The sequence below is a fragment of the Waterburya sp. genome, assembly GCF_058530065.1.
On record NZ_JBZNBU010000031.1, the window covers coordinates 1 to 20890 of the forward strand.

Below are 20890 nucleotides of genomic sequence, written 5' to 3' on the forward strand. Positions count from 1 at the left end.
ACCTGAGTCTCTAAAGGAGATACGGATTTCAGCATTAGGATCTGAACCAAAGTCTAATTTAATGTTGGCAAATTCAGTCCACTGTTGGGCGTAGGCTACTATTTTTCTTTGTACTACGGGATCGCCATCTAAAAAACGTATCCGCAAAGTTCGACCCAGCGACCATTTCTTTTTACTAACCAAAGCTAGTCTAATTTTGCGATCTTGTTTAGCAGATAGCATAGCAGGAGCGAAATCGGGAATGAGATTATTAGGATTTTCATCTACGGCTATTCTGTAGGCTTGCTCAGATAAATCTGGTGGTATGGGAGTACAGATTTTAATTGTTTCAAAAATATTTTCAGACATTAGTTTTCTCCTGATTGAGTTTAGGGAATTTTTTAGTCAACAACAGACTGAAAGCTAGATACAGCAATGCCTATACTGGTATTTGGTCTAAACTTAAGATAGTGTCTTTCGCAGACAAGATGGTCTTTCAAGCCTTGATTGTCGCCACCTAAACTTGCGTCATCTCCCATTCCCACCATCCATCTCGTTTGGCGATCGGGATGAGCTTGTTTGCTCATTGAACTCCAATTTTTTACAAATGCGAAGCGACCGATTTCTATCTGTTTTTTTTTCTCCCATTTTCCTGTCTTGAAGTAGCGACTGAATGACTTGCTTACCACGCCAAAACGTACAGCTTCACTAATCGCAAAAGCGAATTTTACACCACTCTGGGTTAGAGCTTTTCCTTGATTCAAATTTCCCTTCTGTAACTCAGGTATAGCTCCTGCGAGGTTGCCAAAATCTACACTCTGAAGAGTACCTGGATATCTTAGACTATCTCCAGGTCTTGTGTTGGCATTGCATTCTGCAATACTTTTACCACTTCCTACTAGATAAAGATTCTCCATGTTTATCTTTGTGACTAGCGGTGGTTTATCGGCATTGGTAAAATGTACGTATATAGGTTCATATGGAGGAGCGTTTAATTCTAAGTATTTTTCGCGAATCTTCTTGATTAGGGCATCATATTCTTCTGAGAATTGTTTATTGGGACGCAAATCCAAAATTGGTCTGATATCTAAAGTATAATCGGGTGCTGAATCCTGGTTTTGGTTTATCGATATCCCAAGCTTTTGGTTATCCAAGTTATCCAAAATTCTTAGATTATCTCGCGCTTCAATTGTCATATTTTGTACTAAAAACAAAGAATTCCGAGGACGACGAAGACATGGAAATAAGTCACCTAGATCGCGACTGTTATTAATTTGTTTTAATCTATCTGGATGACGTTTAAACCAATCGCCTATTACCCCCATATCTCTTTTTTTCAAAGTGTCAATAATTTTACTGAGGGGAAGTTTTTTAGTTAATTCGCCAATACTTTTTAAAACTCCCATGATTGCCTTAGCTGGTGCTTTAACAATTTTAGTAATGGGAATAACTTCGATCGCTAAAAAAGCTACATCAATGCCTACATCTCGACAAGCACCTTCTTCGCCGCCATCGCATTTAATCGAGTTATCAATTAAAGAAACGAGATCGGGTAAAATCGGAATCCACATAATCGATATTTTAAATTCTTCCCAAAGCTGTTCTCGACTGCTAGGGGGAATTGTTAAAACTACTCGCTCCCATTCATCGGTTTCGGGATTGAGTTCGATACCGTGACTTTCTAAATCGATACCCACACTATCCACAAAAGAAAGCTCGCCCACAAAGGCAGTAACTAAAGGAATACTCGCCCTGGCTAAAATGCGATTATCTTCAAAATCTCCTGAAAAATCTCCTTTATTAGTTTCTACCAGAATATAATTATCCCGATTTCCTGCTAAACCTAAAGAGGGTTGAATGCCATTACCAAATCTGTGGGCTTGGCTAGTAAGCCAATTAAGACTCAAAGTGCCAGATGTGTTTAATTTACCTACTTTATACCACAGGCTATTATTACCTACAGATTCGTGAATTTCTACCACATAACCATCTTGCGTCAAAGCTACCGCAGAGGATTCGCCACTATCTCCTTGAGAAATACTCGTACCCCAGCTAATATCGTCAGAGCCTTTAATGATGCCCAATTGATACCACAACTCATTAGAATTACCTTGACTGGTATGAACTTCGACAGCAATTTCTTGACCCGATGAGATAGTAGTCAGGGCGATGGCAGGAAATTCGCCCAGGTCATCTTCTCCCCCAGAATCTTTAAATCGCTGACTCGCAGATAATTTAAGACTGCCACCGCTAATTTTACCTAATCGGTAATAGCGAAAAGCCGAGCTGGTTTTAGTTCCTCCTTGATGAACTCCCAGAAAAGTATTATCGTCAGATAAAGCAATATCAGGGTTTACACCACTGCCATATTCCTTCACGGAAGAAAGCCAATTAACGCTATGAGCTTCTACTCGTCCCACGCGGTAGAATAACTGCCAATTGTCATCTTCGTCACCTTTTTCTGCTCCCGTAAAAACAACTACCACATAATTGTTTTGGTTAATAGCAATGGAGGTATTACGATAAACTGACTGAGTATGTCCGTGTCCGCTTGCTTCATCGGCTACTTTGCCACCTTGCGCCCACAATACACCTTCATCTGTGTGTTTGCCTACTCGCACGTATAAAGCTTCCGAGCCTTCGGTATTGATATAAGCCTGTACTACCGTACCTTTCTCGTTGACTGCAATTCCAGGGAAATAAGCATTCTCAATTTCTTGAGCGTCAGGAATCCAAGGAGTTGCCCCGTAGGAACATTCTTGCCAAACAATTTCTGGTTTAGTTTCGGGTTTATTTAACATCGAGCGAATTTTTCTTTGTAGAGGAAAGCCATTTTTAAAATCGTCTTGAGAGATCGCCCAAACCATTGCTCCTCCTAAACCTTCGCGGATTAAATAGCTAGTTTTATAAGCTAAAGATTCTTCATCCTCGTAACTTACCCATTGCTTATTAGCAATACTGTAGGCATAGGGGGTATGGGTGCAATCATGCCATACTCGCTTAAGCTGTTTACTAGCAAGACGTTGCTCGATTTCGTAATAGGCTAAGAATCCTGGCTCTCTAGTCGCGCCTCCTGCCGATCCAGCTGTAGCGTATTTATTAGGGCCGTTATCTTCTTCTCTTAGGTCATTAGTAACGGTAAAACTTCGCCCGTAAGTTCCCATGCCTAAAACCAGTTTTTCTGCGGGAATTCGAGCTAATTTTAAATAAGCTTCTACGGTATTTTTGACATTATATTGTCCGTCAGGAAAGGAATCTTCTAGTAAAGGTGCAAGTACCCCTGTTTGCTTGTCGAAATGCCCGTGATAGTCATAAGCCATAATATTGAGCCAATCGAGGTAAGTCGCAGCACTGCCCAACCATTCAAAATATTTCTTTTTATCTTTATAGGGTGAGTTGTCTGGTACGCCTGTGGTGACGATGGCTGGTGCTGCAATGGTAAGTAAGAAGTTTTTGCCGTTAATTGCCTGACGAAATTCTCTTAACAAGGTTAAAAAATTACCAAAGTCATCTGCACCGTCGATATTCCCTCCTTGACGGCTATCTCCAGGGTATTCCCAATCAAGATCGACTCCATCAAAGCCATGTCCTTCGGCAAAGTCAATGGCAGAGTCAATAAATTCTTTTCTGTTAGCTGCTGAGGCTGCCATCCTACTGAATAATGGGTGAGTCCATTTGCCCGAATATCCAGAACTCGGATCGTTAAAGTTCCAACCACCAATGGAAAGTAGAGTTTTCAGATTGGGATTTTTTTTCTTTAACTTTTGCAGGTCACGATATAATTCAAAATCGTTTGCTTCGTGGGGTTGTAGTTTATAATCGCCTGTTAATTTTGGGCCTCCTTCAAAAGCTTGAGAAATAAAGCCAAAATCAGCAAAAGCATAATTAATATGGGTGTATAAATTGGGATCGATTTGTTCTGGCTTAAAATCCCAGCCTTCTCCACGATATTGCGCCCAACTCTCAAAATAACCAATCATTTTATAAGCCATTTTTTTCTCCTGTTTAGTTAAGTTACCTGATTTTTTTCTTAGCGATCGCTAGAAATCTAAGATTTTCTCTGTTATCTAAGGAAGATTAATCTTTTGTCCGATCCAAAGCTTTTTAGCGTCAATTCTAGGATTTAAAGCATATAAAAGCTCTACACTTACTCCATATTTTTGAGCAATAATCCATAGAGTATCTCCTTGGCAAACGACATGATAATTTCGTTTTTTTGATACCATTTTTATTTTTTGTGAAACTAATTGAATCTTAAAAAAAACAGTTCAATTTAACATCCGAAAAAAGTGTTAATTGTTTTTTTAAACTAAAGTAAGAAATTACATCTGACTTTGAGTTGACATTAAGCATCTTTACCTAAAACCAAAGTTGATTGGCGATATATAAAACAGGACTAAAGTAATAAAAATTGATTTAGTACTTGTAATTAGAAAATACTTTTATTTTAATGAGAGTACATTTTGTTCCAGCAAAGTCGATCGAGTTTATGGTTTGTATAAAACTAAGTTTGCTGGGAAATAAACACAAATAAGCTAGAGATAACTTCGCCAAACTAAAATCTAATTAGGAGAAAATATTATGACCTTCTCAACTCAACAAAAACAAGATGCGATCGCACAAAGCTTTAAAGGTACTTTATGCAAATATCTTAATTCAGACCAACTAAAATACAAGCGAATTGCCGAGTTAGAAGTTATTGGTTTTAATAAAGAAACAGCTTTAGCTTTTGTTAACATCGAACAATCACATACCCCCGATTTTATGCCCTTGGCAGCTACCAGAGGATTCGTTTTAAAAACAGTTGACGGTGGAGAAAATTGGCAGGTAACTTTTAACGAGGATAGTGGCTCTATTATGCTTGATGAATTAGTTTTTCTAGTAGAAAATTGGGGAAAAAAAATTACGGATATTTGGTTTGTTACCCAATGGCAAATTGAAGGAACTTTTACTACTATGTATTCTAGTCAAGATACTGGGGAAAATTGGCAAAAATCCACGGCAGTTGAGGGGTTACTCAGATCTAAAGGCAGTTTAACGACTAATTTTGCTAAAGGCATTCGCTTTCGCAATCAGCATGAGGGAGTTGTAATTGCTCAAGGCTACACCCAAGAGCCGTTAATTTGCTTTTTACAAACTCAAGATAGGGGTAAAAGTTGGCAAGAAATCACTTCTGTTCCTCCTTGGTATTTTGATGCAATTAATTTTAACTGGAAGGAAAAAAATATCTGGATGGTTAGGCAAAAAAATAACGAGATTTGTATTTCTACAATTAACGAGACCTTTGACAAATATCTCTAGATTTTTGTGTTGGTACTTTTTCCATCGGGAATGTCTGCACGGTCAAAAAATTTGACAGAAATATATACCTTCTAATTTATGCCCTTTTATTAAGTATATATTCTTAATACTTTAGTCTCCCCCAAAAAATGGCGATCGCTACTAAAGTGATAAATTCCTGGCATTAGTAGCAAGCAGACTACATTTCACAGTTAAATAAAAGATATTCGGCATTTAAAGATAAATGTTAACTGCTTAGTGTTCAATCAAATGATTTCTTCTATCAAATTTCTACCCAACCCCTTCCGCTTCTTGCTAATTACCGAGTGGGTAATGCTTGCTAGTTGCGGATCTCTAGCTGTAGTAGAAGCGTTTCGAGGTCACACTATTCCCGTGCGTCACATGGCTATTCTATTAATTTTAGGTTTAATGGGTTTAGTGCTACCTAGTGGCAAAACTATCGTCAAAGTTATTTATACTATTATCGAAATTGGTCTTATTTTCTACGGTACGGTTTTAGGCTATCTCCATATCTTGCCTACCTTGTATCTGATCGTCGTGATGCGGAGTTGCTTTCTGTTTAAATCCTTGGGACGCTGGATTGTAACGGGAGTAGTCTTTTTACTATTTTTAGGCGACCAATATAAATATACCCTACGGGCTTTACCAACTGAGTCCGAACAGCAAGTTCACTTTATGATGCACTTGGTTGCAGAAACTTTAGTATTTGGCTTGGGGATCTTTTTTGTTTTACAACTAACTAACAAAATACTTGTCGAACGACAAATTCGTCAAAAGTTAGCCGAAGCCAACGAACAGCTAAAAGAATATTCTCAAAAAATTGAAGAATTAGCCACAGTCCAAGAAAGAAACCGTATCGCTCGCGATATTCACGATTCCCTCGGTCATGCTTTGACTAGTTTGAACATCCAGATGCAAACAGCAGTCAAACTCTGGGATAGAGAACCGGCACAAGCACATTCCTTTCTTACTCAAGCACATTCTTTAGGCAAAACGGCAATGCTGGAGGTACGCAAATCGATTAGTACCCTGCGAGAAGATAACAAGGAAGAAATCCCTTTGGAAACTAGACTAGAAACCCTAATTGATGACTTTCGTCGAGGTACGGGGATTTTTGTATGTACCAGCATTAGTAGCTGCAATCCAGTCAGCAAACAGATAGCCAAAACCATCTATCGCATCGTTCAAGAATCCCTCACCAATGTCTTTAAATACGCCGAAGCTACAGAAGTTAAAATTCAACTCGTACCCACTCCCGAAGCCATAGAATTAACCATCGAAGACAATGGTAAAGGTTTTAATCCCAAACAAAAGCGTAAAGGTTTTGGACTAAAGGGAATGCAAGAAAGAGTCACCAGCGTTAACGGGCAATTTAACTTAACAACTTCGACTGGGAAAGGTTGTTGTATTGAAGTCAGAATACCGAATAATTAAATACTAAGAAACTGATTAATCTGTAGAAGTTGGTTAAAGGGTAAAGGGAAAATATTTAATACTTCTCACAAGAAATAAAGCCAAAAATTTCACTATATGTATTCAGAAATTTACGAAGATGGAAAAAATTGTGCCTTAAGGGGAGGCAAATATCGAGAAAATCCTTATTTTAATGGCAATAAAATAGAAGAAGGGAAGGAAGGAATAGTTTGGTTAAGAGGATTTAAAGATTACAAAATACCAGATCCAAATTGTTCAAAGTGTCACGGCACAGGAAAGTTGCCAACGGATGCAGCAGAATATGGAATTATAAATTTTGATTGTTATTGCAATAAACGCGATCGCTAAATATATCGAAAATACTGTAGAGATAGCGAAATACAAAACTAAGTCAAATATTATTTTAAAGATAATCTATTGCCTATCAAATCAAAATTAATTTGTAGCGTGGGCAATGCCCACACTACACATAAGAAGGCATTTTGCGATATCCTTCCGCTTGAGGATTGGAATCCATAATTGCCAGATAACCGCCAGGGCGCAAGACTCGTTTTGCTTCTTTAATAATTTCTATCGCAGCCGTGCGTGGTAGTTCGTGGAATAACAAGAAGGCTGTTACTAGATCGCAAGAGTTATCTGGCAAGCCTGTAGATTCAGCAGCAGAATGCAACCATTGGATTGATTTAGAGGAATTTAATTGCTGTTGAGCTTTGTAGTTCGCGATCGCCAGAAAGTAAGGTGATAGATCTACTCCTGTAATTTGGGCTTGGGGATAAGCTTTTTGTAAGCTAAAAGTACTAATACCAACACTACAGCCCAGGTCGAGAACCTTTTGCGGAGGGGTAGACAGGCGATCGCTAATGGCAGCGATAAAATTATCTCGTAATCTCATCGTGCTTTCGGCACTAGGTTCTGACCACAGTTTGGAATGAACCGCCTTAGCAGCCACTTCTACTTCCGTTGCAGCTTGCCAACTTAGGTTTCCTGTTTCGTAGGCGTGAAATGGCTGGAGGTAATATTCAGGATAGATAAGATTGGGATTTTGAATTTGTTTTAGTTCTTCTTCCCAAGCAGGAGCGAAATCTAGTTCGCCTCCACGAGAACGTAACTGTTTTACTTCTTTGTGCCAATCAACGCCGATCGACTCCGCCCATTTTATCATCATCGATCGCGCTTGGCGTTTGGCTAAGTTAAATAAACCCCATCTACTTTGAAAAGCGTAGTTTTTCTTCTTCGGGTTCAAGATGTTTTTTGACCCAAAGGCGATCGCTAATAACAAGAGGTTGAAAATTAATTTGATGCTGAAAATCAATTACCGCATCAATCAAATCTTGTTTGGATTCATAGCAAATATGATAAGTTAAATACAAGATGCGGCTTGTCCAGTTTGAAAACTGGACGGGGTTTAATAACTAATAACTTAGTTTAAATATTCAACATTTTCTACTCCTATAAAACCAAAAAATTTCCATTGACCGTTATATTTTTTTAGAGTCTGTAGAGAAGTGGTGCGATTATTTTTAAAATCGGAACTCTCAATCGTTCTTGCTGTTTGGGTAATTCTGACTACTGCATCGGAATTAGACAAGCTAATAACTTCAAAACTATTTTGTTCGTAGTTGATGTCGTAATATTCAAAGGCATATTCGCTTATTTGTTTGACCTCTAAGTTTCCAGGTGCGCTGGGGTGCATGGTATTCATTACACCTTGAATATCTTCTTGTTGATAGGCTTTGATGTTTTCTTGAAGTAAACTTTCAATAGATTTTATTTCTTGTGTTGAGGAGATTGTCTTAGAGTTATTTGCCAAGTTATGAGTAAATTCCGCAGCCATCACTTTTGATGTAGAGAATACTCCAGAATTTGTACTACTTTCATAAAAGCTACTAACTACCAAAATAATCCCAGAGACTATAGCAATTTTACCTAAAAATTGAGTTTTACTTACAAGCATTTTTATTAATGTATTTTTTTATATTACATTAATTGTATTCAGCTTTTAGATGTTATTACCTCAGTAAAATCACGGAGATATTTACAATCGCTCTAATTAAATTGCTATATTTATCGATCGCAACTCTGTAGTTTCTATAGGTACATTAACATAACTAAAACTGGCAATTTAAGCAAAGAATTGAATATCTGGGACTAAAGGATCTTTAACCATACCAAAGCCAGAATAATCCCAACGTAACATGAGACTTTTAAGTTGCGTGGGAGATGCAGTTTCTACAGTTAGGCGATCGCTAAATTCTTTGCCGTGAGTATTGATATAGGTTAGAGCATCATAATCATGTTGAAAAACTAGTAAATAACTAGCTTCGTTGCCACCTGCTTGAGGTACGCGCGCTACTAAAAATTTTCCATCTTGTTTGGAACGAACTAGATAATTAATTTGTAATAACATTATTTTTTACTCCCAATATTTTTTGGTTATAGAAAATTATTTTTCTTGCTGTGATAAATATCCTTCAATTAAGATATCCGAATCGATCGCCATCAGGGCGATTTCATTTAGTTGCAGAGCATCTGTCATTTGACTCAAGTTTAAATTGCCGACGGGAGAAGGTGCAGATTTTCCACCGATAATTTTGGGAGCGATAAATGCCATCACTTTTTGAATTGTACCATCGGCAATCGCACGAGCAGCTAAAGTACCGCCACATTCCCACAAGATTTTAGATAAATCTAATTGATAAAGATGTTCCATTACTAGTTTGGGGGTTACTGTAGGAAGGTTGATTATTGTTACACCTTTAGAGGCGAGTTTTTCTTGTAATGAAGGATTGCTATTCGCCTCGGTAAAGATCGTCGTAGGAGCGATATCTGTTTGCCATAGATTGCATTCTTCTGGTAAATCCATACTGCGACTCATCACTATTCGCAGAGGATTGTGTTGTGTTAAATTATGAGTGGTTAAATGGGGATTATCCTTGCGTACTGTATTCCCACCAATGATTATGGCATCGCAAACACTTCTTACTTGATGCACTAAATGACGCGAAGCTTTTCCCGTCACCCAAGCACTATGTCCAGTAGTTGTGGCAATCTTGCCATCTAGAGTCATGGCATATTTGAGAATGCCAAAGGGCTGTTTTTTAGTAATACGATGAATAAAAGCCTCGTTCAGTTGGCGACAAGCTGGTTCTTCTACCCCCACTACTACTTCTATGCCTGCTTTTCTCAAGCGATCGATTCCTCCTCCCGCAACTCTAGGATCGGGATCTACCATTCCTGCCACCACCTTGGCAACTTTTGCCTTAATTAAGCCTTCCGAACAGGGAGGAGTTCTGCCATAATGATTGCAAGGTTCTAGGTTGACATATACTGTCGCTCCCTGGGCTGCTTCTCCCGCGTCTTGGAGAGCAAATACTTCTGCGTGGGGTTGTCCGACACCAGGATGAAAGCCTTCGCCGATAATTTTGCCATCTTTGACCACAACCGATCCCACTAGGGGGTTCGGACTAGTTTTTCCTGCGGCTTGTCGGGCTAATTCCAAACACCGCTGCATCATTAAGACATCAAAATCTGATTTGGTCTGTTTATTTTCCATAATTTTATTAATACTATTAATTGATATTATTTTTCTTTGATACTGAATTTATTAAAAGCTAATAACAATCAATACCATACTTTCAACTAGCAGCGATCTAATGGCAGTGTATCAAAATCGAGAGGCATTTATTCCCTATAGTCGTCAAGAAATTATTGAATTATGTATTAAAGATGGCAAAATTTCTGTGGGTGAGGAGCAAGATTTTCGCGATTTTTGCAATATATTATCTGCTTATTATCATTTTAAACTACATCGTTCTTTAGAAGTTCTCAAAACTAATTTTGTTCCTTTTAATCCTGATTTAGATTTATCTAATGCTAGGAAAAATTTAGACACGAATATTGATTTATTAGAGCAAGAAAATGAATTAATTGATACTTTTACTTCTATATTAGAGAGAGCTAATTACTATCCTATATCTCAACAAACTTTAGACAAAGCATTAGAAGAAGGATCTGTTTTCGATCTAGAAACTGAAGTAGATTTCAATGATTTTGAACGGGTTGTTTGTTACTGTCGTGGAGATTCTTTAGATAAAGTTACTTTCAAAAAATGGTTTTTTAAGACAGTAGAAAAAGAAATTGAAGTTTACCATCGTGTAGTCTTACTAATTAAATTTAAAGAAGAAAGACATTTTAAAGATAAACCAGTCAAAAATGAAGAACTAAAATTTAAGCCAGGAAAAACCTACGTCTATTTGTATAAAAATTTGTCCAAGCTAGATCTAGAATTTATCTTTCCTAATGTCAAAATGACCATGAATTGGAAAGATCGAATTTTATTTGGCGTTCCTGCGATCGGTGCGGCAATTCCTTTAACTTTAAGAATTGTTCCTCAGTTAATTTTAGTTGTCGGCGTATTAATTTATTTGACTTTAGGGCATCAACCGATCGCCGAATTAGAAGTTAATGAAGAAGATGTCAGAAATATTACTCCCCTAATTATAGCAATTTTATCTTTGACAATTACAATGGGGGGCTTTGCTTTCAAGCAATATAACACTTATAAAAACAAACAAATCAAATTTCAAAAAAGCGTTACCGAGACTCTTTTCTATCGTAATATTGCCAACAATAGTGGCGTGTTTCAATATATTATTGATGCGGCAGAAGAAGAGGAATGCAAAGAAATTATTTTAGTTTACTATCATCTTTTAACCAGCGATCGCCCTTTGACTCCAGCCCAACTAGACGATCGCATTGAAGCCTGGATGGAAGACCGTTTTAATACGAAAATAGATTTTGATATTGATAAAACCCTCGATAATTTGGCAGCAATCAAAGGAGAAATTCGCCACAGCGAAGATAGTACTTACGCTACCAAACAAATAGCCTTGCTACAAAAAGACCTACGTAACAATTACTGTCAAGTATTACCTCTAAAACAAGCTAAATGTACAATCGATTATGTTTGGGATAATCTGTTTCAATATTAATCTAGCAGTTCTCATTTTAATGCAGTACAGTCAAGACCTCGGTTTTGGTTAATGGTTAATGGTTAATGGTTAATGGTTGATTGTCTGTATCACAGCAATTAGATAAATTCTATAGTAGCAATCATTAATAGTCATAAATACTCAAGATTTACTTTTTAAAACACAATTTGTTATTATTTAAAATAAATGTCAGGTTTCTATAACATTGATTAATGCTCATAATTACCAAAAATATCATTGAGTGAGTCGATTTTCATAGTAATATTATTAAGCCATAAAATCAGCAAATAAAGTATCTCTAAATAATTGAGATTAATGTTCAATGATCAATGCTAAATAAAATGAAAGCAGATCGAAAAATTAACTTCGATCGCGATCGCGCCGATGGATACGATCTAGATATTAGAAAAGCAATTCCTGGTTACGAAGCTTTGCATTACATGGCGCAAAGTATACTCGCAACTAATTTACCCGCCACAGCTAACTTGCTAGTCGTGGGCTCGGGTACGGGAATGGAACTGATTAATTACTGTCAAGAATATCCTCAATGGTTGCTAACAGGAGTCGATCCTTCAGAGGCGATGATGGCTGTAGCTAAACAAGAATTGAGCGATCGAGGATTGTTAAATAGAGTAAGTCTACATACAGGCTATATCAACACTCTTGCCAATACCAAGCTAATGGATGCAGCGACATTAATATTGGTCATGCACTTTCTTCCCGATGATGGTTCTAAGCTAGAGCTACTGAAAAATATTGCCCAACACTTAAAACCAGGAGCAGATTTTATTCTAGCGGATCTTTATGGCGACGGCTCGACTGCAGATTTTGCTCGATTGAGAACAGCTTGGAAAACTTTCTATTTTAGTCAATTAGATGAAGTCGCTAAAATTAAAGCCGAACGAGAATTTGAAGCATCTATTAATAACTCTATATTTTTTATTACTGAGGCTAGAATCATCCAATTGCTAAACATTGCTGGATTCGATCGCGTCAGCAGATTTTATAATGGTTTTCTGTTTGGCGGCTGGATGGCTAAATACATTGGCAACTAAATTTTAACCCGATTACCCATTACCCATTACCCATTACCCATTACCCATTACCCAACTATGACTGAACCAATCCGTATTTTGATGTGCGCCCCCGATCACTACGATGTAGACTATGTAATTAATCCTTGGATGGAAGGAAATATTCATAAATCTTCTCAAGACAAAGCAGCAGAACAATGGTCAAAATTGCATTTTGTTCTCAACGACATCGCTAAGGTAGATCTAGTCCAAGGACAACCAGGCGTACCCGATATGGTATTTACCGCTAATGCTGGTTTAGTATTGGGAGATAATGCGGTTTTGAGTCGTTTTTACCATCCCGAACGTCAGGGAGAAGAACCCCATTTCAAAAAATGGTTTGAAGATAACGGTTTTAACGTTTTTGAATTGCCTCAAGATCTACCTTTTGAGGGGGCGGGCGATGCTCTACTAGATCGAGAAGGACGTTGGTTGTGGGCTGGTTATGGTTTTCGTTCGGAATTAGATTCCCATCCCTATTTAGCAAAATGGCTGGATATTGAAGTACTATCTCTACGTTTGATCGACGATCGCTTTTATCATTTGGATACTTGTTTTTGTCCTCTGACTGGGGGCTATTTACTCTACTATCCTGCGGCTTTTGACTCCTATTCCAACCACATCATCGAAAAAAGAGTCCCTGAAGAGAAGAGAATTGCGATCGCCGAAGCCGATGCGATTAATTTTGCTTGCAATACAGTTAATGTAGGCAATAAAGTCGTGATGAATAAAGCCAGCACCCCTCTCAAACAAAAATTGAGCGATTGCGGATTTGAAGTCATCGAAACTCCTTTAACAGAATTCCTCAAAGCAGGTGGGGCAGCTAAATGCTTGACCCTCAGAATTAACGAGCCAGTTCTGCCCGACGTTCATGCCAACAACCCCATCGAAAGCCGCATCATTAACATGGAAGGACATCTATTAGACGCGGGGCTCATGAACCGTTCTTTAGATTTAGTGGTCGATAATGGCGGTAGTTTTAAAGTACTCAACTTCGATTTGGGTATAGAAAGACAAAGCACTTCTAAAGCCGAAGTCAGAGTTTCTGCCCCAGATCACGAAGTGATGGAAGAAATTGTCAGCCAGCTAATTGAAATTGGCTCGATTATTCCCCAAGATGATGGCAAAAATGCGGTTTTAGAAACCTGCGAACTAGATGGTGTAGCGCCCGATGACTTTTACGTCACTAACATCTATCCTACGGAAATCAGAATTAAAGATCGTTGGATTAGAGTGCAACAACAACGGATGGATGGGGCGATTGTCGTGAAAGAAAACGGTGGCGAAATAACTGCCGAATGTAAAATTTTACGAGATTTAAGTAAAGGCGATCGCGTAGTCGTGGATGTTGATGGCATTCGCACCGTTCGCAAAAAAGCCAATCGCGAAAAAGTTAAAGAAGAATTCAGCTTTATGGGTGCGGGAGTCTCCAGCGAAAGAAGAGTCGAATTAGTTGTAGAACAAATTGCTTGGGAATTGCGTCGAATTCGCGATCGCGGCGGTAAAGTTGTAGTCACCGCAGGACCTGTGGTAATTCACACGGGAGGGGGACAGCATCTTTCTAGTTTGGTGCGGGGTGGATACATCCAGGGTTTATTAGGAGGTAATGCGATCGCCGTTCACGATATCGAACAATCTTTGATGGGAACTTCTTTGGGGGTAGATATGCAAAAAGGAACTCCCGTCAGAGGCGGACATCGACACCATCTCAAGGTAATTAACACCGTACGCCGTTACGGTAGCATTGCTAAAGCAGTGGAAGCGGGAGTAGTGACTAAAGGTATTATGTATGAATGCGTCAAGCATAACGTTCCCTTTGCCCTAGCTGGTTCGATTCGCGATGATGGTCCTTTGCCCGATACCCAAATGGATTTGATTAAAGCTCAAGAAGAATACGCCCAACTTCTAGAAGGTACGGATATGATTCTAATGCTATCTACTATGTTGCATTCCATTGGTGTAGGTAACATGACCCCTGCGGGAGTTAAAATGGTCTGTGTCGATATCAATCCTGCGGTAGTCACTAAATTAAGCGATCGCGGTTCGGTAGAGTCGGTTGGTGTTGTAACTGATGTGGGCTTATTCCTCAGTTTATTGGTAAATCAATTGAATAAGTTAACTAGTCCCTATCAAGGGTAGTTAATAGTTAGTGGTTAGTAGTCAGTGGTTAGTAGTTAATTAATTGCTAACTCCTAGCCCTATTTTTATCGACCGAACAATCCTATGAACGAATATCAATTTTCAGATGTAATAGACTTTTGGTTCGATCCGCAAGTCAAACCACTTTGGTTTAAAAAAAGCGAAGAATTTGATCGCCAAATTAAAGAGCGTTTTGAAGCAGTATATCTTCGGGCAAAAACAGGTGAGTTAGACAAATGGCGGGATAGTTCTCTTTCTACTTTGGCACTAGTTATTATTCTGGATCAATTTCCCCGCAATATGTATCGTCAAACACCTCAAGCTTTTGGGACTGACGATATGGCGATCGCATTAACTAAATATGCCCTAGATCGTAACTATCAAACTAGTTTGACAGAGGAACAGCAGGTATTTTTATATATGCCTTTAATGCACTCTGAAAGTAGAGACGACCAAGCTTTGAGTGTGGAAATATTTAGCAAGTTAGGCAGAGAAAACAACCTCAAATTCGCTCGTAAACATCAAGAAATTATCGCTCGCTTTGGTCGTTTTCCCCACCGCAACCAAATCATAGGACGCAAATCGACCCCCGCAGAAGAAGAGTTTTTAACTCAACCTGGGTCTAGTTTTTAAGCTAAAATACTCAAAGTTTAATAAATAGATAATCAAATGCCCGATTTAAAGGAAAAACTCAGTAAAGATATTGCCGATATCTCTTGGCAAGACTTGTTACCCCACGCCAAAAGAGATGCAGTGATTGTTGTGGAGTCGGGTTTAGATTTATCTGAAGTGGCAGTCGCGATCGCTCAAGATGATACTAATTCCGTACAAAATTGGATCGCTAATAACTCTATTGCCAAGCCAACCGCAGAGCAATTGAGTACCTGGAATGATTTGCCCCAAAAACAGTTTACGGCTTTAATCGTACAACCCTTTGTAGTGGTTCAAGAATCTAATTAATTTTTTCCAGCCGCTCAAATGCGATCGCGTTGAAAGCTCATTTTAATCCATTCAATACATTCATTTTGGCTCTTAAATATTTTTGGCGCAGCAATATTAAGTAATTTTTTGGGGGGATAGCAATCATAAAAACATTTACCCCCTTCTTCATGCAAAATGATTAAGTTATTGCGGTAAGTATAACGCTGACGAAAATAGTCAGACCCTTCTAAAATAAACTGACTATCTAAATGCTCTTGGGCGATTTTAATAATCTTAGGTAGTTTAGAAGAATATGATTGGGCGGGGTTTTGTGCTTGGTGCAGTTGGCTGGTATAGCCTTGTTCGGAAAGTAAACTATAGGAATAAATATCATCTCCATCAATACAGCCAGATACAAAGGGAATTATCAAGCATTCTTGATAGGCTACGGACTTTTCATAAAGAAATCGATTCATGTCTGGGATTATAAATTGGCTATTGCTACATAAGCTACAAATAGTCTATGTAAACTTAATTACATACTTAATAAATTAGGGCAAGATAATACCTCACCCTGAAAAATTTTAGAAAGCTTAACGCTTATCTTTAAATTAAGTCAAACACAAATCGAGCCCTATTGTTAAAGAGTTAGAGATTGAGGATTAGTTTCAATCAAAGTAGCCAAATCTTTGAGGAAAGCTGCTGCTTGTGCGCCATAAATAATACGGTGGTCGGAAGTAATATTAACTTTCATTTGTCGTTTGACTCCCATCATGCCCGAATCATCGGCAACCAATTGAGGTTTAGAACCACCAACAGCTAAGATAGAACCTTGTCCTGGGGGTAGAATCGCATCAAAGTTGTCTACGCCAAACATTCCTAAGTTAGATAGGGTAAAAGTCCCAGTACTATATTCTTCTGGTTTGAGTTGTTTTGCTCTAGCACGAGCGACTAAATCTTTCCAAGTACGAGATAGGGAATAAATATCCATGGCATCTGCATTACGCAATACAGGAGTAATTAAACCACCATCGGGCATAGCTACCGCTACAGCAATATTAATTTCCGAGTTATAGCTAATGGCATCGGCAGCATAACTAGCGTTAACGACAGGATGATTTTTCAAAGTAACTGCGATCGCTTTTGCTAATAAAGCCGTCATCGTTACCCCTTTAGGTTTGATTTGCTGGTAAAGCTTATCTAGAGCGTCGGTGTTCATCGTATAAGCAACGTGGAAAATAGGCACTTGCAAACTTGCCATCATGTTTTGTACCACTGCTTTTTGTAGAGTGTTGAGAGGTACAGTTTCTCCAGGAGTGACGCTGGCAGGTACAACTACAGGAGTAGGAGGTGTAGCAGTTACAGGAGGTGCAGTAGTTACAGGAGTAGGAGGTGTAATAGTTGGAGTTTTACCCGATGCTTTTTCTACGTCACTAGCAGTAATACGTCCGTAAGGGCCACTACCTTGAAGAGTTTTTAAATCTACGTTAAATTGTTTGGCTAATTTTTTCGCTCTGGGAGAGGCAACAATTCTGCCAGATCCATTACTATTTATAGTTTTGGTTGCAGTAGCCGTGGCTGTGGCAGCAACAGGAGCGGGGGTAGCTGCGGGCGCAGCAGTTTCTGTGGTTTGACTTCCGCCTTGCTGGTGGGATGCTGCTTGTTTTTTAGCTTCTTCAATTTCTGCCTCAGTTTCGGCGATGAGTCCGATCGCACTACCTACAGGAGCTTCGTCTCCTGCTTCGACCATAATAACTGCCAGATAGCCTTCGTTAAAGGATTCTACATCCATGTCGGCTTTGTCCGACTCCACTACTAAAACCGTTTCTCCTTTTTCGATTTTGTCCCCAGCAGATTTTGTCCACTCGACAATTTTTCCTGTTTCCATAGTGGAACTTAGGGCGGGCATAAATATATCGTGAATCATGGTATGCAATCTTGTTTTCTTTTAGTAAGTTACTGATAATCAAAAATCGAAGGAAATTATTAGAATAGTATTTCCTTATTTCAGAGCGATATTGCTGCGCTGATTACAATCTAAAATGATAACATTTATCGTCGGAGGCTCATTAGACCTATACCCACGAATTAAGATTACTGATTGGGGTCAGAGGTATGTGTTTACCAATTTTGGAAATTATCGGCAAAGCGATCGAGAGATAGTAGTTTGATTCGGGAATCTTGGCTGGCGATCGCTCTATCTGGTTCTAAGTTATAACCCCAGTCAGCTAAAAACAAACTGACGCAATCTAAATCGGGCTGTTGGGCTACTTGTTGTAGAGCTTTAAGGCGATCTTCCACAAAGAAAATTGTAGAACTTGAGTTTAGGTTATGGCGATCGCGAATAATTCTCAGGGTTTCGTATTTGGGACGTTTGCTTTCTTTGCCGATAATTTTTTCTCGGGGAAGATCCACTCCCTGTTGTTCTAATAGCTGTTTAACAAACCTTCCTTCTTTAGTAGTCACTATATAAAACTCTATTTCCGAAGTAATAATTTGTTCCAGGCGATCGATTACCCCAGGATAAAAACGATGTAATGCCAACCAATCATTTAAACTATTTTGAATCCAGTTATCCCTAACTCCATCCAACTGTTGCACTACATTTTGCTTTACTAAACCTTCCGACTCTAATAACTTGAGGGAAATACCCTTCCAATCTTGTAAAATCTCCGCTTCTTCAATACCCAAAACTAACGCCCGCAACAGGATTGGCATTTCCCAGCCAGTTTCAATTACAGGACGCAGTTTATAAAAACTAGGGGCGAGATTATCGTCGATAGTTTCTGACGACCAAATATTCTCGTAAGCACGCTTGGTGCTGGCAAAATATTCAATCAAACCATCGCAAATTACACCATCAAAATCTAAAGCCAGAACATTTATCATTTACCACGCCTAATGTGAATGAGTTTCGTTGCAATTTGTTAGCTATCAGCTATCAGCTATCAGCTTTTAGTTATTAGTTTTTACTTCTTACTTCTTACTTCTCACTGTCCCCTAGTCACCCAGTCGCCCAGTCACCCAGTCTTCCAGTCACCTAGTCTTTCATACTGGATATCTTGCTTTTAAGCTCATCAACAGTAGCCAGCAAATCACTTTGGGCGATCGCTTGTTGTTCTCCCGAAGCCAGCCATTTGAGGTTAACGGTGTTATTTTCGGCTTCGGCATCGCCTAATACCAAGCAAGCCACAGCACCACTGCGATCGGCTCTTTTAAATTGTTTGCCAAAAGCACTACCGCTAAGGTCTAATTCGATACCCAAGCCAGCTTGACGCAATTTCTGAGCTAATAACAAGCTTTGAGCTTCTGCTGCTGCACCACGAGATACGATATATAGGTCGGGATTTTTGACGGGATTTGAGCCTAGTTGTTTGAGCAGGATCACCAGTCTTTCCATACCCATTGCCCAGCCTACTGCTTGGGTTTCGGGTCCTCCTAATTCTGATACCAGACCATCATAACGTCCACCACCACAGACGGTAGCTTGAGAACCTAAGTTATCGGATTTGATTTCAAAAGCAGTGTGGGTATAGTAGTCTAACCCTCTTACCAAACAGTGATTGATTTGATATTCAATACCCAAATCGGAAAGTAAGTTTAACGCAGTATCGAAGTGTTTTTTCGACTCTAAGCTCAGATTATCGATAATTTTGGGGGCATTTTGGGCAATTTCTTGGGTTTTGGGGTCTTTACTATCTAATATCCGCAACGGATTGCGAGTCAAGCGGTCTTGGGAGTCGGCATCCAAATCGCCTTTATAAGGTTCGAGATAATTAACTAGGGCTTCTCTATACTTAGTGCGATCGCTTTTGTTACCTACGGAATTAATATCTAACTGAAGATCATTCAATCCCAAAGCTTTTAAAATATCAATAGCTAAAGCAATAACTTCCGCATCTGCGCGGGGTGCGCCACAACCGATTAATTCTAAACCAACTTGATGAAACTGTCTTTGACGACCAGCTTGAGGACGCTCGTAACGAAACATGGGACCAGTATACCAAAGCCGCTGAACTCCTCCTTGGGCGTGGAGTTTGTTTTGAATATAAGCCCGTACTATCCCCGCAGTACCTTCTGGGCGCAGGGTGATTGATTTGCTGCCACCTTTGCTTTGGAAGGTGTACATTTCTTTGCCTACTACGTCGGTAGCTTCGCCGATACCGCGCTCGAATAATGCGGTTTGCTCGAAAATAGGGGCGCGAATTTCTCGATATACCGCCCGTCCTAAGATTTCTTTGACTTTGGCTTCGATCGCTTGCCAGTAGCCTATTTCCTCTGGCAATATATCCTGAGTTCCTCGTAATGCTTGAATCATCTAGTTAGTTATCAAATTATTATCCGCCTCACGGGGATTTCATCTTAAAAAGGTTTTACGCTCAAAGAAAAATGAATTCCTTTTTCCTGCAAAGAATTTCCTTCTGGTAATTTATCATCAAATAGGGGAATTCCTATAGCAAGGCTCAAATTTATCTTATCGTCGATCGCCATCTCGGTTGCAATGCCTAAAGATGCGAGAGTATTGACTCTGGTAGGGAAATCGTCGGAGTTCCAAACCCGACCAAAATCGAAAAAAGGGCTGAGTATTAAACTCAAATTCCAGTCTGGAACTTGTAAAACTGTCTGGTTTAACTCCAAAGAAGCGAGGATGCCATTATCTCCTCTCGCAGCGTCTCTGGTGTAGCCTCGAACGGTATTTACACCTCCAACTAGAAACTGTTCGTGAGTATAGAGAGCATCGTTAGAAAATTGCATAATGCCTTTTAAATTGAGGATGCTATTTTCCGCTACAATTTGACGATAATTAGTAAATCCCCGCCAGATGAAATACTGGCTGTCAGGTGCGTCTGCATTAATAGTAGAGTCGAAGGCATTGATGCCGATGGAAAACTGAGAAGCAGCAGCGATTACTCTAGTTGTAGTGCGATTGCTAAATTCTTGGGAAAAAATCAAAGTCGAAGTAGCATTTTCTCCCCTATCGTCCAAACCTCTAGCTAAATCTGGAAAACCAAGATCCATTAAGGTAAATTGACTTTGATGGTAGTTAAAGCC

General features: G+C 39.1%; 20 protein-coding genes and 1 pseudogene. 8 read left to right on the forward strand and 13 right to left on the reverse strand.

All coding sequences use genetic code 11. The features are described 5' to 3' along the window. The 3 genes and pseudogenes from AC33VI_RS02060 to AC33VI_RS02070 all read right to left on the reverse strand — a co-directional run. Window positions 1–348: pseudogene (locus AC33VI_RS02060) on the reverse strand (hypothetical protein); the annotation flags it as partial. Window positions 349–380: 32 nt separating this feature from the next. Further along, window positions 381–3971: a glycosyl hydrolase family 18 protein gene (locus AC33VI_RS02065; RefSeq protein WP_491780610.1), complete on the reverse strand. Its 3591-nt coding sequence runs from the start codon at window positions 3969–3971 to the stop codon at window positions 381–383. A 75-nt stretch (window positions 3972–4046) separates the two neighbouring features. Continuing rightward, window positions 4047–4205 (reverse strand): LysM peptidoglycan-binding domain-containing protein, encoded by a 159-nt coding sequence (locus tag AC33VI_RS02070; protein ID WP_491780611.1) that lies wholly within the window; start codon window positions 4203–4205, stop codon window positions 4047–4049. A 355-nt stretch (window positions 4206–4560) separates the two neighbouring features. Between AC33VI_RS02070 and AC33VI_RS02075 the strand changes: the two genes are divergently transcribed. The 3 genes from AC33VI_RS02075 to AC33VI_RS02085 all read left to right on the forward strand — a co-directional run bounded on the left by AC33VI_RS02075 (window position 4561) and on the right by AC33VI_RS02085 (window position 7062). After that, window positions 4561–5280, forward strand: coding sequence for a WD40/YVTN/BNR-like repeat-containing protein (locus AC33VI_RS02075; RefSeq protein WP_491780612.1), 720 nt, complete (start codon window positions 4561–4563; stop codon window positions 5278–5280). A 249-nt stretch (window positions 5281–5529) separates the two neighbouring features. After that, window positions 5530–6714 (forward strand): sensor histidine kinase, encoded by a 1185-nt coding sequence (locus AC33VI_RS02080; protein ID WP_491780613.1) that lies wholly within the window; start codon window positions 5530–5532, stop codon window positions 6712–6714. A 96-nt stretch (window positions 6715–6810) separates the two neighbouring features. After that, entirely contained in the window at window positions 6811–7062 is a 252-nt protein-coding gene (locus AC33VI_RS02085; RefSeq protein ID WP_491780614.1) for a hypothetical protein, read from the forward strand. Window positions 7063–7177: 115 nt separating this feature from the next. Here AC33VI_RS02085 and AC33VI_RS02090 read toward each other — a convergent pair whose 3' ends face one another. The 5 genes from AC33VI_RS02090 to ribD all read right to left on the reverse strand — a co-directional run bounded on the left by AC33VI_RS02090 (window position 7178) and on the right by ribD (window position 10267). Continuing rightward, window positions 7178–7957 (reverse strand): class I SAM-dependent methyltransferase, encoded by a 780-nt coding sequence (locus tag AC33VI_RS02090; RefSeq protein WP_491780615.1) that lies wholly within the window; start codon window positions 7955–7957, stop codon window positions 7178–7180. Continuing rightward, complete coding sequence (locus AC33VI_RS02095) at window positions 7920–8084, reverse strand: hypothetical protein (protein ID WP_491780616.1); 165 nt, start codon at window positions 8082–8084, stop codon at window positions 7920–7922. The genes AC33VI_RS02090 and AC33VI_RS02095 overlap by 38 nt, the downstream gene beginning before the upstream one ends. A gap of 50 nt (window positions 8085–8134) precedes the next feature. Next, window positions 8135–8668 (reverse strand): hypothetical protein, encoded by a 534-nt coding sequence (locus AC33VI_RS02100; protein ID WP_491780617.1) that lies wholly within the window; start codon window positions 8666–8668, stop codon window positions 8135–8137. Window positions 8669–8836: 168 nt separating this feature from the next. Then, window positions 8837–9121, reverse strand: a complete 285-nt coding sequence (locus AC33VI_RS02105; protein ID WP_491780618.1) for a hypothetical protein — start codon at window positions 9119–9121, stop codon at window positions 8837–8839. A gap of 36 nt (window positions 9122–9157) precedes the next feature. Continuing rightward, window positions 9158–10267, reverse strand: a complete 1110-nt coding sequence (gene ribD, locus AC33VI_RS02110) for a bifunctional diaminohydroxyphosphoribosylaminopyrimidine deaminase/5-amino-6-(5-phosphoribosylamino)uracil reductase RibD (protein WP_491780619.1) — start codon at window positions 10265–10267, stop codon at window positions 9158–9160. Between the two features lie 100 nt (window positions 10268–10367). Here ribD and AC33VI_RS02115 point away from each other — a divergent pair, with 100 nt between their 5' ends. The 5 genes from AC33VI_RS02115 (at window position 10368) to AC33VI_RS02135 (ending at window position 15877) form a co-directional block, all read left to right on the forward strand. Beyond that, window positions 10368–11705 (forward strand): TMEM143 family protein, encoded by a 1338-nt coding sequence (locus tag AC33VI_RS02115; protein WP_491780620.1) that lies wholly within the window; start codon window positions 10368–10370, stop codon window positions 11703–11705. A gap of 329 nt (window positions 11706–12034) precedes the next feature. Continuing rightward, entirely contained in the window at window positions 12035–12760 is a 726-nt protein-coding gene (locus tag AC33VI_RS02120; RefSeq protein WP_491780621.1) for a class I SAM-dependent methyltransferase, read from the forward strand. 57 nt (window positions 12761–12817) lie between these two features. Then, entirely contained in the window at window positions 12818–14917 is a 2100-nt protein-coding gene (argZ, locus tag AC33VI_RS02125; protein WP_491780622.1) for a bifunctional arginine dihydrolase/ornithine cyclodeaminase, read from the forward strand. A gap of 84 nt (window positions 14918–15001) precedes the next feature. After that, on the forward strand, window positions 15002–15550 hold the full coding sequence (locus AC33VI_RS02130) for a DUF924 family protein (protein ID WP_491780623.1): 549 nt from the start codon (window positions 15002–15004) through the stop codon (window positions 15548–15550). Window positions 15551–15586: 36 nt separating this feature from the next. Beyond that, window positions 15587–15877: a DUF2288 domain-containing protein gene (locus AC33VI_RS02135; protein ID WP_491780624.1), complete on the forward strand. Its 291-nt coding sequence runs from the start codon at window positions 15587–15589 to the stop codon at window positions 15875–15877. Between the two features lie 14 nt (window positions 15878–15891). Here the strand turns inward: AC33VI_RS02135 and AC33VI_RS02140 are convergent, their stop codons facing one another. From AC33VI_RS02140 to AC33VI_RS02160, 5 genes are all read right to left on the reverse strand, one after another. Next, window positions 15892–16314 carry a hypothetical protein gene (locus AC33VI_RS02140; protein WP_491780625.1) on the reverse strand — a complete coding sequence of 141 codons (423 nt, stop codon included), beginning with the start codon at window positions 16312–16314 and terminating at the stop codon, window positions 15892–15894. Between the two features lie 164 nt (window positions 16315–16478). Beyond that, complete coding sequence (locus tag AC33VI_RS02145; protein ID WP_491780626.1) at window positions 16479–17765, reverse strand: dihydrolipoamide acetyltransferase family protein; 1287 nt, start codon at window positions 17763–17765, stop codon at window positions 16479–16481. 194 nt (window positions 17766–17959) lie between these two features. After that, a complete protein-coding gene (locus tag AC33VI_RS02150; RefSeq protein ID WP_491780627.1) occupies window positions 17960–18727 on the reverse strand; it encodes an HAD family hydrolase in 768 nt (255 codons plus the stop codon). Window positions 18728–18878: 151 nt separating this feature from the next. Beyond that, on the reverse strand, window positions 18879–20156 hold the full coding sequence (gene hisS / locus AC33VI_RS02155) for a histidine--tRNA ligase (RefSeq protein ID WP_491780628.1): 1278 nt from the start codon (window positions 20154–20156) through the stop codon (window positions 18879–18881). 44 nt (window positions 20157–20200) lie between these two features. After that, the coding region (locus tag AC33VI_RS02160; RefSeq protein ID WP_491780629.1) for a ShlB/FhaC/HecB family hemolysin secretion/activation protein at window positions 20201–20890 on the reverse strand (690 nt) is incomplete at its 5' end.

Bases quoted from the DNA above. Each gene is read 5' to 3' on its own strand.
- AC33VI_RS02075 (WP_491780612.1), top strand. From the start codon at position 4,561: ATGACCTTCTCAACTCAACAAAAACAAGATGCGATCGCACAAAGCTTT.
- AC33VI_RS02120 (WP_491780621.1), top strand. From the start codon at position 12,035: ATGCTAAATAAAATGAAAGCAGATCGAAAAATTAACTTCGATCGCGAT.
- AC33VI_RS02130 (WP_491780623.1), top strand. From the start codon at position 15,002: ATGAACGAATATCAATTTTCAGATGTAATAGACTTTTGGTTCGATCCG.
- AC33VI_RS02145 (WP_491780626.1), bottom strand. From the start codon at position 17,765: ATGATTCACGATATATTTATGCCCGCCCTAAGTTCCACTATGGAAACA.
- AC33VI_RS02065 (WP_491780610.1), bottom strand. From the start codon at position 3,971: ATGGCTTATAAAATGATTGGTTATTTTGAGAGTTGGGCGCAATATCGT.
- AC33VI_RS02135 (WP_491780624.1), top strand. From the start codon at position 15,587: ATGCCCGATTTAAAGGAAAAACTCAGTAAAGATATTGCCGATATCTCT.
- AC33VI_RS02150 (WP_491780627.1), bottom strand. From the start codon at position 18,727: ATGATAAATGTTCTGGCTTTAGATTTTGATGGTGTAATTTGCGATGGT.
- AC33VI_RS02140 (WP_491780625.1), bottom strand. From the start codon at position 16,314: ATGAATCGATTTCTTTATGAAAAGTCCGTAGCCTATCAAGAATGCTTG.
- AC33VI_RS02070 (WP_491780611.1), bottom strand. From the start codon at position 4,205: ATGGTATCAAAAAAACGAAATTATCATGTCGTTTGCCAAGGAGATACT.
- AC33VI_RS02105 (WP_491780618.1), bottom strand. From the start codon at position 9,121: ATGTTATTACAAATTAATTATCTAGTTCGTTCCAAACAAGATGGAAAA.
- AC33VI_RS02085 (WP_491780614.1), top strand. From the start codon at position 6,811: ATGTATTCAGAAATTTACGAAGATGGAAAAAATTGTGCCTTAAGGGGA.
- AC33VI_RS02115 (WP_491780620.1), top strand. From the start codon at position 10,368: ATGGCAGTGTATCAAAATCGAGAGGCATTTATTCCCTATAGTCGTCAA.
- ribD (WP_491780619.1), bottom strand. From the start codon at position 10,267: ATGGAAAATAAACAGACCAAATCAGATTTTGATGTCTTAATGATGCAG.
- AC33VI_RS02080 (WP_491780613.1), top strand. From the start codon at position 5,530: ATGATTTCTTCTATCAAATTTCTACCCAACCCCTTCCGCTTCTTGCTA.
- hisS (WP_491780628.1), bottom strand. From the start codon at position 20,156: ATGATTCAAGCATTACGAGGAACTCAGGATATATTGCCAGAGGAAATA.
- argZ (WP_491780622.1), top strand. From the start codon at position 12,818: ATGACTGAACCAATCCGTATTTTGATGTGCGCCCCCGATCACTACGAT.
- AC33VI_RS02100 (WP_491780617.1), bottom strand. From the start codon at position 8,668: ATGCTTGTAAGTAAAACTCAATTTTTAGGTAAAATTGCTATAGTCTCT.